The organism is Thermus caldifontis (assembly GCF_003336745.1).
Taxonomy (GTDB): domain Bacteria; phylum Deinococcota; class Deinococci; order Deinococcales; family Thermaceae; genus Thermus; species Thermus caldifontis.
Genome location: NZ_QGMX01000001.1, coordinates 179,321 through 193,299 on the forward strand (window position 1 = coordinate 179,321; position 13,979 = coordinate 193,299).

14 protein-coding genes are annotated in these 13,979 nt (G+C 64.2%); 11 read left to right on the forward strand and 3 right to left on the reverse strand.

What is annotated here, in order from left to right:
* Positions 1 to 47: 47 nt before the first annotated feature.
* Complete coding sequence (locus DK874_RS02785; RefSeq protein ID WP_114312521.1) at positions 48 to 2,630, reverse strand: hypothetical protein; 2,583 nt, start codon at positions 2,628 to 2,630, stop codon at positions 48 to 50.
* Positions 2,631 to 2,778: 148 nt separating this feature from the next.
* Here DK874_RS02785 and DK874_RS02790 point away from each other — a divergent pair, with 148 nt between their 5' ends.
* The 11 genes from DK874_RS02790 to DK874_RS02840 are packed head-to-tail and all read left to right on the forward strand — an operon-like array spanning position 2,779 to position 12,340.
* On the forward strand, positions 2,779 to 3,786 hold the full coding sequence (locus DK874_RS02790; RefSeq protein ID WP_114312522.1) for a 3-oxoacyl-ACP synthase: 1,008 nt from the start codon (positions 2,779 to 2,781) through the stop codon (positions 3,784 to 3,786).
* Positions 3,779 to 5,257 carry an acyl-CoA synthetase gene (locus DK874_RS02795; protein WP_114312523.1) on the forward strand — a complete coding sequence of 493 codons (1,479 nt, stop codon included), beginning with the start codon at positions 3,779 to 3,781 and terminating at the stop codon, positions 5,255 to 5,257. The genes DK874_RS02790 and DK874_RS02795 overlap by 8 nt, the downstream gene beginning before the upstream one ends.
* Positions 5,244 to 6,017, forward strand: a complete 774-nt coding sequence (locus DK874_RS02800) for an alpha/beta fold hydrolase (protein WP_114312524.1) — start codon at positions 5,244 to 5,246, stop codon at positions 6,015 to 6,017. Before DK874_RS02795 ends, DK874_RS02800 begins: the two co-directional genes overlap by 14 nt.
* Positions 6,010 to 6,759: an alpha/beta fold hydrolase gene (locus DK874_RS02805; RefSeq protein ID WP_114312525.1), complete on the forward strand. Its 750-nt coding sequence runs from the start codon at positions 6,010 to 6,012 to the stop codon at positions 6,757 to 6,759. Before DK874_RS02800 ends, DK874_RS02805 begins: the two co-directional genes overlap by 8 nt.
* On the forward strand, positions 6,737 to 7,162 hold the full coding sequence (locus tag DK874_RS02810; RefSeq protein ID WP_114312526.1) for a MaoC family dehydratase: 426 nt from the start codon (positions 6,737 to 6,739) through the stop codon (positions 7,160 to 7,162). The genes DK874_RS02805 and DK874_RS02810 overlap by 23 nt, the downstream gene beginning before the upstream one ends.
* Positions 7,163 to 7,177: 15 nt before the next feature.
* Positions 7,178 to 8,353, forward strand: a complete 1,176-nt coding sequence (locus tag DK874_RS02815; RefSeq protein WP_114312527.1) for an ABC transporter substrate-binding protein — start codon at positions 7,178 to 7,180, stop codon at positions 8,351 to 8,353.
* An 18-nt stretch (positions 8,354 to 8,371) separates the two neighbouring features.
* Positions 8,372 to 9,229, forward strand: a complete 858-nt coding sequence (locus tag DK874_RS02820) for a branched-chain amino acid ABC transporter permease (RefSeq protein WP_114312528.1) — start codon at positions 8,372 to 8,374, stop codon at positions 9,227 to 9,229.
* A complete protein-coding gene (locus DK874_RS02825; RefSeq protein ID WP_114312529.1) occupies positions 9,226 to 10,143 on the forward strand; it encodes a branched-chain amino acid ABC transporter permease in 918 nt (305 codons plus the stop codon). Before DK874_RS02820 ends, DK874_RS02825 begins: the two co-directional genes overlap by 4 nt.
* Positions 10,136 to 10,861 carry an ABC transporter ATP-binding protein gene (locus tag DK874_RS02830; RefSeq protein WP_114312530.1) on the forward strand — a complete coding sequence of 242 codons (726 nt, stop codon included), beginning with the start codon at positions 10,136 to 10,138 and terminating at the stop codon, positions 10,859 to 10,861. Before DK874_RS02825 ends, DK874_RS02830 begins: the two co-directional genes overlap by 8 nt.
* A complete protein-coding gene (locus DK874_RS02835; protein WP_114312531.1) occupies positions 10,858 to 11,562 on the forward strand; it encodes an ABC transporter ATP-binding protein in 705 nt (234 codons plus the stop codon). Before DK874_RS02830 ends, DK874_RS02835 begins: the two co-directional genes overlap by 4 nt.
* Before the next feature lie 22 nt (positions 11,563 to 11,584).
* Entirely contained in the window at positions 11,585 to 12,340 is a 756-nt protein-coding gene (locus DK874_RS02840) for a 3-hydroxybutyrate dehydrogenase (RefSeq protein ID WP_114312532.1), read from the forward strand.
* A gap of 74 nt (positions 12,341 to 12,414) precedes the next feature.
* Here DK874_RS02840 and DK874_RS02845 read toward each other — a convergent pair whose 3' ends face one another.
* Together DK874_RS02845 and DK874_RS02850 are read right to left on the reverse strand one after the other, a co-directional pair.
* Positions 12,415 to 13,275: a CoA transferase gene (locus tag DK874_RS02845; protein WP_114312533.1), complete on the reverse strand. Its 861-nt coding sequence runs from the start codon at positions 13,273 to 13,275 to the stop codon at positions 12,415 to 12,417.
* Entirely contained in the window at positions 13,247 to 13,978 is a 732-nt protein-coding gene (locus DK874_RS02850; protein WP_114312534.1) for a 3-hydroxyacyl-CoA dehydrogenase, read from the reverse strand. The genes DK874_RS02845 and DK874_RS02850 overlap by 29 nt, the downstream gene beginning before the upstream one ends.
* Position 13,979: the final 1 nt, after the last annotated feature.

Consider the following 13,979-nt stretch of genomic DNA (forward strand, 5'->3'; position numbering starts at 1 on the left):
AGCACCCGGCTTCAAAACCGGGCTGGTTGGGGGCGCCAGATAGGGGCTCATGCTTCCAAACCCAGCTCCTGCAAAGCCCTTTGTCGGAGGAGAAGGGCTTCCTCCTGGGCCGGGGTGCCGTAAAGCCGCCGTAGAACCTCCTCATCCAGGGGATCCAGGCGCAAGGCCAAAAGCCAGTCCTCGAACCTAGGGCTTTGCAAAAGGGCCTGCCGCCGTTCCTCCAGGTAGGCTCTGGCCAGGTCTTCCAGAAAAGGGTGGTCCAGACCCAGGTAGGGTGGGGCCAGGGGAGCCTGGGGATCCAAAAGGTCCAGGTAGAGTTCCGGGGCTTGGCGGAAGAGGCCATAGGGTTTTTGGCGCAGGAAGTAGGGCTTGGCGCCCCTGGGACGCCCCGGCTCCAAGAGGTTCACCACCTCCCACCACAGCACCCGGAACTCCCCCGGGGAGACCGCCAAGGCCTCCAGCAGGTCCTCCTTTTCCCAGTCTCCCGCCGTTAATAGGGCCAGGAGAAGCCGGGCCTTGTCCCGGCGGAACCGCACGGGGGATCCCTCCACCCGGACCTCAAACCCCCCAAGCACCCGGACCTCTACCCGGACCCCTGGATGGTAGGAAACCGCAAGGCGACCGAGCCGCCAAAGGGCCCGGCGCACCCGGGCAATAGGGGGAGAGAACAGCGTCCTTCCAGCCAAGAAGGGGTAAGCCACCAGCAGGTTTTCCCAGCCATCCCAGAAGGGGTAGGCCTCGGCCAAGGCCCGAAGGAAGGGATCCAGAACGGGCAGGGCCGGTAGGGGAAAAACCGGTCCCCGGCGAAGCCAGGCCACAGCCACCATGAGGGTGAGAAAACCCTCCACCCAGAGGTCCCCCGCCGTCCGGGCCAGGCGCACCATCTCCTTATAGGCTCCCTCATCCCCTAAAGCGGCTAGGCCCCCCAAAGCCTCCACCTTGAGCCGCGCCGGACCCCCCTCGGCCATGGCCAAGGCGGACCGATAGGCAGCCTTGGCCTCCTCAAGGCGCTCTAAAGCCAAAAGGGCATGCCCCCGCCTGGCCTGGGCCAGGCTCATGCCGAAGGGACTTCCCAGCACCTCGGCCTCCCTCAGACCCCGCTCCGCCCAGCGAAGGCCCTCTTCTGCATCCCCGGCCACACACTCCAAAAGAGCCCGGAGAAGCGTACCCTCACGATGGTTCTGCGGTGGCCGATGCAGGCCGGGGTCCTCGCTTTCCCGCAACAGGGCTAGGGCTTCCGCTGGCCTTCCCTGCCTAAGGAGAAGCCGGGGCCCGGAAAACCCCAGGGCCTCCGCTTCCTCCACCCGGCCCTCGTTTAGGAGGTTCTCCGCCAGAAGAAACCCGGCTTCTTGAGGGAAGAACCTCAAGGCCTCCTCCAGGTAGGGACGTCCTCGAGCCGGCTCCACCGTGTCCAGAAAAAGCCGGGCCAAGCCCAGGTAAGCCCGGGTCTCCCCTGCCCTCAGGGCCTTTTGATAAGCGGCCTCCGCCTCCTGGTAGCGCCCGGCCTGGCGCAAGGCCTCTGCTTCCAGGAGGTCGAGCTTATGCCGCCCTCGCCGCAACGCCTCCGGCAGGTGGGCCATAAGGCGCAAGACGGTGTAGGTGAGGCCACGGGCCAGCCAGGAAAACCCCTCCTGCACCAAAAGATCCGCTACATGGCCGAACCTTCCCGCCTCCAGGAGGAACTCGGCTGCCCGAACCCCTTCCCCGCGGGCTAGGGCCTCCTCCGCCGCCTTGGTGAGGAGCCCCCGGGCCTCCGCCTCGGGAAGAAGGGTTTTAAGGGCGCTGCGCACCAGGGGATGGAAGCAGAGCTTTCCCTCCCGCCTTTCCAGAAGCAAGTCTTCGGCGTAAGGCAAAAGGGCGTGGCCTTCCGCCTCCGGGACCTCCCCCAAAAGGGCCAGCCTCGAGGCCTCCCGCAGAACTTCCTCGGGAAGGCCGTACGCCAGGTAGGCCAGGAGCCCCTCGGCGCTTTCCAGCGCCAGCTCCGGCTTGAGCCCCCGGCGCATGGCCAAGACGGCCACCCGGAGCCCCAAGGGCCATCCCTTCACCAGGGAAAGGGCCCTTTCCACCTCAAAGGCCGGAAGCTCCGGGGCCAACGCCTTGGCCAGCTGGCAGGCCTCCTGGGGATCAAAGGCCAGCTCCCGTTCGGAAAACACCGTGAAAAAGGCAAAGGGCGTGGCCCTCCGTGAGAGGAGCAGAAGCCTTACACCCGGAAGGCGCACAAGCCCTTGGACCACCCTAAGCACCCCGGGACTCTCTGCCCGATGCGCCTCATCCAGAACCAAGAGGTGGGAACCCAGAGGCTCCAAGGCTTGGATCAAGGCCTCCAGAGCTCGAGGCCAGGCCCCCGCCTCCAAAAGCTCCGCCACCTCAGCCAACCCCACCCGCTCCCGGTAGGCCGCCAGGAGGTGCCAGAGGAAAACCGCCGGGTCCTTGGCCTCCTCCGCCAGGGCCAGGTAGACCCCCGTGAACTCAGAGGCCAGGCTGGTCTTCCCGTACCCCGCCCCTCCGGCTAGGACCACCCCTGGGCTATGGCGGAAAGCTTCCTCCACCAAGCGCCGGGGGCGGTCCCGCCGTACCTCCTTAGCCGTACGCGGAGGAAGGAGCCTCGAGGCGGGCACCGGATAGGGCATACTCACATTCTCCTGGTATCCAGGCCTCTAGGCAATGGCCGATTGACTCCGCCCCAGGCAGAAGACCTGGCCCCGTGGAGGCTACCCTCAGGGAAGGACATCACTCGTGTAACGGCGCTGTAACACCCAGAAGCTAACCTTGAGGCAAATGTTCGTCCGAGGGCTGGGGATTTACCTACCCGTCAAGCGCGTATCGGCAGAGGAAATCGCTGCATCCTCGGGGCTTCCTGCAGAGGTGGTGCGGGAAAAGCTGGGCATCTTGGAAAAACCGGTGCCGGGATCCAACGACCACCCCGCCGACATGGCCCTATGGGCTGCCCAAGCCGCCCTCAAAGTAGCGAGCATACCCCCGGACACCATCGATTGGGTGATCTCCATCGTGGAGGAGTACAAGGACTATCCCGTCTGGACCACAGCCCCGTATCTGGCCTTGGGCCTTGGGGCCTCGAGGGCCAAGGGGCTGGATCTAAACCAGAAGTGCGCCTCTCTCATGGGGGCCCTGGAGGTGGCCCGGGGGCTTCTCGCCACCCGCAAGGAGGCCCAGGTGATCCTGGTGGCGGGGGGCTACCGCAATGGGGACCTGGTGGACTACCAAGACCCCAGCACCCGCTTCCTCTACGACCTCGCCGCAGGGGGAGGGGCCATGGTCCTCACCCGGGAGGGACCTGGGCTACGGCTCCTGGGCCTTGCCCACCGCATGGACCCCACCCTGGCCCTTACGGTCAAGGTACCCGTGGGGGGAACGCGAAGCCCGTTAAATCCGGGCAACCTGGCCGAGTTCCGCCTGCGCGTGGAAAATCCTCAGACTATGAAGGAACGCCTAGACCGCACCTCCATTCCCACGTTCCTGGAGGTGATACGGGAGGCCTTGGGGGAAGCCGGCTATACCGAGGCCGACCTGGACTACCTGGCCCTTCTTCACATGAAGCGCTCCGCCCACCGGGCGGTGTTAGAAGGCCTGGGTTTGAGGGAAGACCAGTCCATCTATTTGGAACGCTTCGGGCACCTGGGCCAACTAGATCCTATCCTCTCCCTGAAGCTGGCCTGGGAGGAGGGGCTTTTGCGGGAGGGAAGCCTGGTGGCCCTGGCAGCCGCAGGGGTGGGGTACTTCTACGGGGCAGCGGTGCTCCGTCTGGAAGGAGGGCTTTATGCTTGAGCCCAACTGGCTAGGAAGGCTTGCCGTATACCACCCCAAGCGCCAGGCCCTATGGTTTCGCGGGGATTGGCTCACCTATGGGGAACTGTACCAAAGGGCCAGGAAGGCGGCCGGAACCCTGCAGAAGCTGAGGGTAGGCCCAGGGGACCGGGTGGGCCTACTGGCTTGGAACCATCCCGCTTACCTGGACCTCCTTTTCGCCGCCCCCCTCCTAGGCCACATCCTTACTCCCTTCAACCACCGCTTGAGTTTGCCTGAGTTGCAAGCCCTTTACGCCTATACCGAGCCCCAGGTGCTCTTCTACGGGGAAGGGTTCCAGGACATGGCCCAGGCCCTGGATGCAAGGGCCCTTCCCCTCGAGGTCCTCCTCGAGGGAGCGGAAATAGAGGAGGCTACCAGGGTAGACCTGGAAGACCCCGCCCTCCTCCTCTTCACCGGGGGCACCACCGGCCTGCCCAAAGGCGCCCTGATCCCCTACCGTCAGCTTCTGATCAACGCCATCCAGACCGCCTTTTCCTGGGGGCTTACCCGGGAGGACCGGTACATCCTAGCCACCCCCATGTTCCACGCCGCCCTGAACGCCCTGGCCACCCCTCTCCTTTACCTGGGAGGAAGCGTGGTGATAGAGGAGCGCTTCCGCCCTGAGGAGTACCTAGCCTTGGTCCAGGCGCACCGCCCCACCCTCCTCTTCCTGGTGCCCACCATGTTCCAGATGCTCCTGGAAACCCCGGGCTTTGCCGAAACCGACCTTTCCTTTGTCCGCTTCGCCATCTCTGGAGGAGCCCCCTGCCCCGGCCCGGTGCGGGAAGCTTTCCGCAGAAAAGGGGTGCGTTTCAAGCAGGGCTACGGCCTCACGGAGTGCGGGGTGAACTGCTTCACCCTGGAGCTGGAGGAAGCCGAGGCCTTTCCCGAGAGCGTGGGCCGGCCCATGCCCCACTTAAGGGCTCGCCTGGTGCGGGAGGATGGAGGCGAAGCCCAGGTGGGGGAAGCGGGGGAGCTTTGGCTTTCGGGAAGCGTGGTCATGAAGGGGTATTTCCGCCGCCCCGAGGAGAACGCCAAGACCTTCGTCTATGACGGGGAAAGGCTCTGGCTCCGCACCGGGGACCTGGCCTTCCAAGACGAGGGCGGGCGCTTTTATATCGCAGGGCGCAGGAAGGAGATGTTCATCTCCGGGGGGGAGAACGTCTACCCCGTGGAGGTGGAGCGGGTCCTCTACGACCACCCGGCGGTACGCGAAGCGGCGGTGGTGGGCGTACCGGACCCCAGGTGGGGCGAGGTGGGGGTGGCCTTCGTGGCCCTTAGAGAGCCGCTGGAAGCAGAGGCCCTTCGCGCCTTCCTGCGGGAACGCCTGGCGGGGTATAAGGTTCCCAAGCACATCGTCTACCTGGAGGAACTCCCCAAGTCCGGCCCGGGAAAGGTGCAGAAGGAGACTTTGAAAAGGATGTGGGAGGCAGAGCATGGTCAGGCTTAGGTACCGCATAGAGGGAAGGGGGCCAAGGGTGGTACTTCTCAACGGGATCTTTCAGCGTCTGGAGAGCTGGGATCCCGTGGTGCCCCACCTCGAGGGCTACACCCTTCTCCGCTACGACATGCGGGGCCAAGGGGAAAGCGAGGCCCCAGAGGGTTTCTACACCCCAGAGGTCCACGCCCAAGACCTCCTCGGGCTCCTCGAGGAGCTGGGCTGGGAAGACGCCACCTTAGTGGGCCTTTCCAATGGGGGGATCGTGGCCATAAAGGCCGCCCTCCTGGCCCCTCATCGCCTCCGGGGGCTGGTTCTGGCCTGCACCACCCCCTACCTGGACCCGGCCTTAAGGGCCAAGGTGGAGAGCTGGCTTTACGCCCTTAGGGCCGGGGGTACCCCCTTGCGCCTAAGGGTAGCCTTGCCCTGGGTTTTCGGGGCCCGTTTCCTCAACGCCCACCCCGAGCTCCTCCAGGAGAAGGGCCTTGCCACCCTGATGGCCCAGGCCCCGGATGACAAGGCCCAGGAAAGGCTTCTTCTGGGGTTTCTTGCCCTCGAGGACCTCAGATCCCATCTTCCGGACCTTGCCCTGCCAGCCCTGGTTCTCTACGGGGAAGAGGACCTGCTTTTTCCCAAGCCCTACGCCGAGGCCCTGGCGGGGGCCATGGGGGCTAGGCTCCAAGCCCTACCCACGGGACACGCCGCTCCCCTGGAAGCCCCCCAAGCCTTCGCCGAGGCCTTGAAAAGCTTTCTGGAGGTGATCTATGCTTAGTTATTTAGAAGGCGGGGCAGGAACCCCGGTGGTCTTGGTCCACGGTAACTTTGCCTCTAAGGAGTGGTGGCGGGAGCTTCTCCAGGAGCCGCCCAAAGGAGCCTGGCTTCTGGCCCCCGACCTCCCGGGCTTTGGGGAAAGCCCTGCCCCAGAGGACTTCATTCCCTCCATCCCCGCCTACGCTGCGGCCCTTCGGGCCTTTCTTCAGGAGAAAGGTTTAGAAGACGCCATCCTGGTGGGCCACTCCCTGGGAGGGGCGGTGGCCATGGAAGCGACGAGTGAGAAGACACGGGGCCTGGTTCTCATCAACTCTGCCCCGCCCTCGGGGTTAAAGACCCCGGAGGCCTATTACCCCATCTTGGAAAGCTACCGCTACAACCGGGAAGCCCTGGCCCAGGCCCTGGCCGCCATGGCCCCCACCCGTAGACCCCCCTGGTTCTCGGAGCTGGTGGAGAGGGCGCAAAGGATGCATCCCACCCACTTCCAGGGCAACGCCCGCGCCCTAGCGGAATGGCGGCTGGAAAGGGTGTACCCGGGACCGGTTCTGGTGGTCCATGGCGCCATGGACTCCCTCGTCACCCGGGCCATGGCGGAGGAAACAGCAGCTTTCTTTCCCCGAGGGAAGCTTCTCGGCCTCGAGAACATAGGCCACTCAGTGAATCTGGAAAATCCCGGACTGTTAAAAGGGATCTTAGAGGACTTCCTCAAGGAGGTGCACGGTGAAGTTCCAGGTGGGGGATAAAGCCAGCTACACCCAGACCATCTCCGAGGCCCACGTAGCCCTCTTCGTGGGGGCGGTAGGGGACACCAATCCCCTGCACGTGGACGAAGCCTATGCCCAGGGAAGCCGCTTTGGCCGGCGCATCGCCCAGGGAATCCTGGTGGCCGGCCTCATCTCCACCGTGATCGGCACCAAGCTCCCGGGCACCGGGGCCATCTACCTCTCCCAGAACTTGCGCTTTCTAAAGCCCACCTACCTGGGGGATACCATCACCGCCACCGCCATTGTCAAAGCGGTGCGGGAAAGGGAAAAGGGCGGCTTCGTTCTGACCCTGGATACCTTTTGCGAGAACCAGCGGGGAGAAAGGGTCATCGAGGGCGAGGCCGTGGTGCTGTACGAGGAACCTACGGGCGCAAGGCCCTAGGGAAAGGAGGCAAGTATGCGGAAGGTAGTAGGATTCTTGGTTCTTATAGCCGGTCTGGCCTGGGCCCAGATCCCCCTAAAGGTGGGGGTCATCCTCCCCCTCTCGGGGGCCTCTGCGGTTTCGGGCAAGGCGGCGCTGAACGGCATCCAGCTGGCCGCTGATGAGGTAAACGCCGCCGGCAAGGTAAGGCTGGAGCTCATCGTGGTGGACGACGGAACCGACCCTGCCAAGGCGGTCCCAGCCTTCACCAAGCTCATGACCGTGGACAAGGTGGACATCGTGATCGGCGGCCTGGCCAGCGGGGTTACCTTCGCCCTTTCCGGTCCCGTGAAGCAGTACGGCCCCCTCTTCCTGGTCATCGGGGCCGCCAGCTCGGTGGTAGAGCAGGCCTTTGAGGGTTATCCCCTGTTTTTCCACTACCACCCCTGGGACTACCATAACGTGGCCGCCGCCCTACAGTTCTTCCAGTACCTGAACCGGGAACACGGAGCCAAGAAGGTGGCCATTCTCTACGAGGACGGACCCTTCGGCTCCGCAGGCATCGGGGTGTACAAGCAACAGCTGGAGAAGCTGGGCTACCAGGTCCAGGCGGAACCCTTCAAGGCCGGGAGTGGGCAGTTCACCGCCATCCTTACCCGCTTCCGGGCCTTTGCTCCCGACATCCTTTACTGGATCGGATACGATGTCGACGCCTTGCCCATCGCCACCCAGGCAAGGCAGGTGGGGCTTAGACCCAAGCTGATCTACGGTGCACCCCCCTCCTGGCCCATCGGTTTCGAGAAGAATCCCCTTTCCAACGACATCGCTGGCATGACCGCGTGGTTGCCCACGGTGGCCAACCCCCAGTCCCGCCGCTTTGTGGAAGCTTACCGCAAGAAGTACGGGGAGGTAACCGAGGAGTACATGGCCCCTATGGGCTATACCATCGTCAACAGCCTGGCCCTGGCGGCGGAAAAGGCAGGCAGTGCCGACAAAAACCGCATCGCCGAGGCCCTGGCTGGCCTCAAAATGCCCACGCCCTTTGGCCTTTTGTCCTTCAAGCCCTCGGACACGGGCCGCACCAAGTACCAGGGGTTTGGCCCGGAGATCTGGTTCCAGTTCCAGTACCTCCAGGGAAGCCGTCGGCCTGTCTTCCCCAAGAATGTGGCCACAAGGCCCTTGCGCTATCCTGGGGAGTACTACCTAAGATAGAAAGTCTCTAGGAAGACCATGGAGCTCCTCCTGCAAACCCTCCTTAACGGCGTTCTCATGAGCGGGGTCTACGCCTTGGTAGCCACGGGACTGGCCCTTTCCCTGGGGGTGGTGGGCATCGTCAACTTCGCTCACGGCGAGTTCCTGATGATGGGCGCTTTTCTCTCCTACGTGCTTTTCGCCCTCCGCGGAATGGATCCCCTCCTCTCCCTGGGCCTTGCCTTCCTTGCCGCCTTCGTGGTGGGTGCCCTTACCTACCAGGGCTTGATCCGGCCGGTGCTGCGGGCCACCGAGCTCAACCAGATGCTCCTCACCTTCGGCCTGTCCATCCTCCTGCAAAACCTTGCCCTCCTCCTATTTGGGGCTGACACCCGGGTGGTGGCCCCGCCCTACCAGGCCACCACCCTCTCCTTGGGCCCCTTCTTTCTGGGGGGTGTGCCCTTGGGGGCCTTTTTGCTTTCCCTCGCCATCCTCTTGCTGCTCCAGGTCTTCCTCACCCGAAGCCGGCTTGGCCTGGCTATGCGGGCCGTGTCTCAAAACCGTGTGGCTCCTGGCCTTTTGGGCATCGAAGCGGACAGGGTTTATCTCCTGGCCTTTGGCCTTGCCGCTGCTTTGGCCGGGGTAGCCGGGGTGATGCTGTCGGTGATGCTTTACGCCAGCCCCACGGTGGGTTTTGTCTTCACCCTAAAGTCCTTCGCCATCGTGGCCCTGGCCGGGCTTGGCAACCTCAAGGGGGTGATGCCCGCCGCTTTTGTTCTAGCCCTGGCCGAGGCCTTGGTGAGCACCTACCTACCCGGAGGCGGGGGGCTCGTGGAGGCAGTGTTCTTTCTGGTTCTCTTTCTGGCTCTGGTGGTCCGAGCTTGGAGGCCGGCATGAGGGGTTTCAATCACCTCCCCTTGATCCTCCTCTTCCTCCTCCTCTTCGCCCTGCTACCCTTTCTTCCCTTGGGGGTTTGGCGGGCCTTTCTCCTGGACGTGGGTTTTTTCGTCCTGCTTTTTACCGCATTAGCCCTCTCCTGGGACCTGGTGGCCCGGACCGGCCAGCTTTCCTTGGCCCACGGTGCTTTCTTCGGTTTGGGGGCGTATGGGGCAGGGCTCTTGGCCCCTCAGGTAGGTACTCTCCCCGCCTTGCTCCTGGGGGCCCTGGTGGCGGGGGCCGGGGCTCTCACCCTGGGATCGGTAACCCTTCGCCTCCACGGCCTGTACTTCGCCATCGCCAGCCTGGCCTTTAGCGAGGTGTTGCGCACCCTTGCGTTAAAGTTACCCTTTACCGGTGGACCCATCGGCCTTCCTGTACCGCCTCCTTTTGCAGGAACCTGGCCATTGGCCGCTTACTACCTGAGCTTCGGCGTCTTGCTCCTGGCCACGGCTTTAAGCCTGTGGGCAGAGGCGAGCCCTTTCAGACTTGCGCAGGCCGCCACCCGGCAATCGGAAACTGTGGCCCGCGTTTTGGGCGTCCGGGTGGTCTGGGTAAAGCTCTGGTCCTTGCTCCTGGGGAGTTGGGTGGCCGGGCTTGCGGGTGGAGTTTACGGGATGAAAACCCTCTTCCTCTCCCCCTACGATGCCTTCAGCCTAGGGAGGGCCGTGGAAGCCTTGGTCATCCCCATCTTCGGCGGCCTTTACACCACCTTGGGACCCCTGGTGGGTGGCGCGGTGCTGGTGAGCCTCGAGCAGGCCCTGAGGCTTTGGATCAAGGAGGGTTACCTGGTGGTCTACGGAGCCATCCTTATCCTGGTCATCCTCTTCCTACCCCGTGGCCTGGTGGGCATTCTGGGGAGGCGCCGTGGGTAAGGTCCTGGAAGTCGTAGGCGTGAGCAAACGCTTCCTGGGGCTCCAAGCCCTTAAAGAGGTCCATCTCCACTTAGAGGAAGGGGAGATCCTGGCGGTCATCGGCCCCAACGGGGCTGGCAAAAGCACCCTCTTGAACCTTCTTTCCGGTCTGATAAAGCCCGATTGGGGCCGAATCCTCTTTCTGGGACAGGATATCACCCACCTCCCCCCGGAAGCCCGTACCCACCTGGGCCTGGGACGGGCCTTCCAGATTGTGCAACCCCTCCCTGAGCTCACCGTGCGGGAAAACCTCATGGTGGGGGCCCGCTTCGGCAAACCCCGGGTACGGCAGAGGGAGGCGGAAGCCTGGGTGGAGGAGGTGCTGCGCCTCACGGGGTTGGGGCCCCGGGCGGAGGCTTTGGCCGGGGATCTCACCCTTTTGGAGGACAAGCGCCTCGAGCTGGCCCGGGCCCTGGCCACCCGGCCCAAGGTCCTCCTCCTGGACGAGGTGATGGCTGGCCTCCGCCCCAAGGAGGCGGAGGAGGCGGTGGCCCTGGTTAAGCGGATCCGTGAAACCGGGGTTTCCATCCTTTTCATTGAGCACGTGATGCCGGTGGTGCGGACCTTGGCCGACCGGGTGGTGGTCTTGGATTACGGCGAGGTGATCGCCGAAGGCACCTACCAGGAGGTGGCGCAGGACCCAAGGGTGCAGGAGGCCTATCTGGGGAGGCGAACATGACGCTGGAGGTGAGGGACCTGGAAGCAGGGTATGGCAAAGCCCAAGTGCTCAACGGTCTGGACCTAGAGGTAAAGGAAGGGGAACTGGTGGCTCTCCTGGGTGCCAATGGAGCTGGTAAAACCACCCTGCTCCGGGCCATCTCCGGGCTGATCCCGCCCTGGCGGGGAAAGGTCCTTTGGAATGGAGAGGAGCTCCGGAGGTTTTCCCCTGCCCGTCGGGCCCGGTTTGGTCTCGGCCATGTACCTGAAGGCCGGCAACTCTTTCCCCTGATGACCGTGGAGGAGAACCTTCGTCTAGGGGCTGCTTTTCTGGCCCCGGAAAGGGAGAAGGAGGGTTTTGAACGGGTCTTTGCCCTCTTCCCCCGTCTATACGAAAGGAAGAGGCAGCTGGCAGGTACCCTCTCCGGGGGGGAGCAGCAGATGCTGGCCATCGCCCGGGCCCTCATGGGCTTCCCCAAAATCCTCCTGGTGGATGAGCCTTCTCTAGGACTTGCTCCCAGGTTAGCCGAGGAGGTACTCCTTACCCTCAAGCGGGTGGCGGAAGAGGGGGTAGGGGTGTTGCTGGTGGAGCAGAACGTGGCCCTTTCCCTGGAGGTGGCGGCCAGGGCCTACGTGCTGGAGCATGGGCGTATCGTGCTCCAGGGTCCGTCCCGTGTAGTGTTAGAAGATTCCCGGATCCGGGAAGCTTACCTAAGTCTCTAAACTATTCCTAAAGGGGTATCCGATGAGGCCTTTTGCTAGCAAAACCGTCCTGATCACCGGCGCGGGAAGCGGTATCGGCCTAGCCCTAGCCCGGGCCTTCGCCCAAGAAGGCGCCAAGGTGCTGTTGCATGACCTTAAAGACGCCTCCCCCTTGGCAGAGGAACTAGGCGGGGTATTTCTCCAGGCAGACCTCTCCGACCCCCAGGCCGTAGAGGAGCTAGGGAGGGAAGCGGCCCGGCAGGGGGTGGACATCCTGGTGAACAATGCGGGCTTCCAGCACATCGATCCGGTGGAAGACTTCCCCCTGGAAACCTGGCAAAGGATGCTCCAGGTGATGCTTACCGCCCCCTTCCAGCTCATCAGGGCTCTGCTTCCGGGGATGAAGGCCAAGGGCTGGGGGCGGATCCTCAACATCGCCAGCGTCCACGGCTTGGTGGCAAGCCCCTACAAGTCCGCCTACATCTCCGCCAAGCACGGGCTATTGGGCCTCACCAAGACCGTGGCCCTCGAGGCGGGTCCTTTTGGCATCACCGTAAACGCCATCGCCCCCGCTTACGTGCGCACCCCCTTGGTGGAGAACCAGATCGCCGACCAGGCCCGCACCCTGGCCATCCCCGAAAGCGAGGTGGTGGAAAAGGTTTTCCTGGCCCAGGCGGCCATCAAACGCCTCATTGAGCCAGAAGAAGTGGCAGCCCTAGCCCTCTTCCTAGCCTCGGAAAAGGCCTCCGCCATCACCGGGGCCGTCTTTCCCATCGACCTGGGATGGACCGCCCGCTAATACCACCCCACCCTGGCTTGCGCCAGGGTGGGGGCCCCGGAAAGGGCCTCGGGTAGGCATCATCTCGTTGCAGCCTAGAGAACGAAACAGGAGGAAAGGGTATAACCCCGCACGGCCCTGAGAGGAATCCCCTTCTCCCTGGCCCAGGCCTCCCACTCCCAGGCGGCCTTCCCCTGGAAGAAGGCCCGTAGCCGTTGGTAACCCGGGTTGCCCGGTTCCGCCGGGCTAAAGGCCAAGGGAAGGAGCTCAGGCAACCCCGCTGCCTCGCAAAACCAGGCCCAGAAATGGGGCTCCAAGGCCGCTAGGGCCACCCTTCCCTCCCGGGCAGGGTAGACCCCATAGCAGAGGGCGGAACCGTCCAAAAAGGGAATGGGGGGATAGGCCATGGCCTTGACCGCCTCAGAAAGGGCCACCTCGTATACCCCGCCCCCTAGGAGGAGCCCCTTGAGCGCCGCCAAGGCCAGAGCGTAGGCACCGGCCAGGTCGGCAAACTGGAAGGACTGCCAGGGAAAGCGCCCCAGAAGCCCCGCTTCCGCCAGGTAGGTAAGGTCGTGGCCCGGGTCCGGGGAATCGGGGTAGCCCCGAAGCCGGGCGTAGACCAGGCGGGGGTTGACCCTAAGGAGCGCTTCTGGGCCCAACCCCAGCCGCTCCATGGCCCCGGGACGGTTGGACTCCAGGAGGATGACGGCCTCCGGCAGCAAAGAGAGAAACCTTTCCCGGCCTTCCTTACCCTTCAGGTCCAGGGTCACAACCTCTTTGTTGCCGTTCAGGAAGGCGTAGGTTTCCGGGGCCCAGTCCCTTAGGGGATCCCCTTGCGGGGGCTCTACCTTGAGGACGGGAAAACCCAAATCCCTAAGAAGCTTCCCCGCCAAGGGCCCGGGGAGAAGCCGGGTAAGGTCCAGAACCCTACCTGGGGGCCATGCGCAAGGCGCCATCCAGGCGGATCACCTCCCCGTTCAGCATAGGGTTTTCCAGAATGTGGAGGACCAGTAGAGCGTACTCCTCCGGCCTGCCCAGCCGTTTAGGAAAAGGCACCTGTTCCGCTAAAGAGGCCTTGGCCTTTTCCGGAAGACCCTGGAGGAGGGGGGTATCGAAGAGGCCAGGGGCCACCGTCACCACCCGGATTCCCCAGTCCGCAAGCTCCCGGGCCGCGGGAAGGGTGAGGCCCACCACACCCCCCTTGCTGGCCGCGTAGGCCACCTGGCCCACCTGGCCTTCAAAGGCTGCCACGCTGGCGGTGTTCACCACCACCCCCCGCTGCCCCTCGGCGCCGGGAGGGTTCTCCCGCATGGCCCAAGCCGCCAGGCGCAGGACGTTAAACGTGCCGATGAGGTTCACCTCCACCACCTTGCGGAAGCCTTCCAGGTCGTGGGGGCCTTCGCGGCCCAAGACCTTGCGGACCAAGCCGATCCCCGCCGCATTCACCACGGCGAAAAGGGGAGCCCGGGAGGCGGCCAGCTCCACCGCCCGCCCGGCGTCCTCCTCCCGGGTCACATCCCCTTCCAGGTAAACAACGCCCGGATCCTCCCCCCGCCTGAGGTCCAAGACCACCACCTTGTAGCCCCTATCCCTTAGGGCCAGGGCCGCAGCCCTTCCGAGCCCCGAGGCTCCCCCTGTCACCAAGGCGCTTCTCTCCATA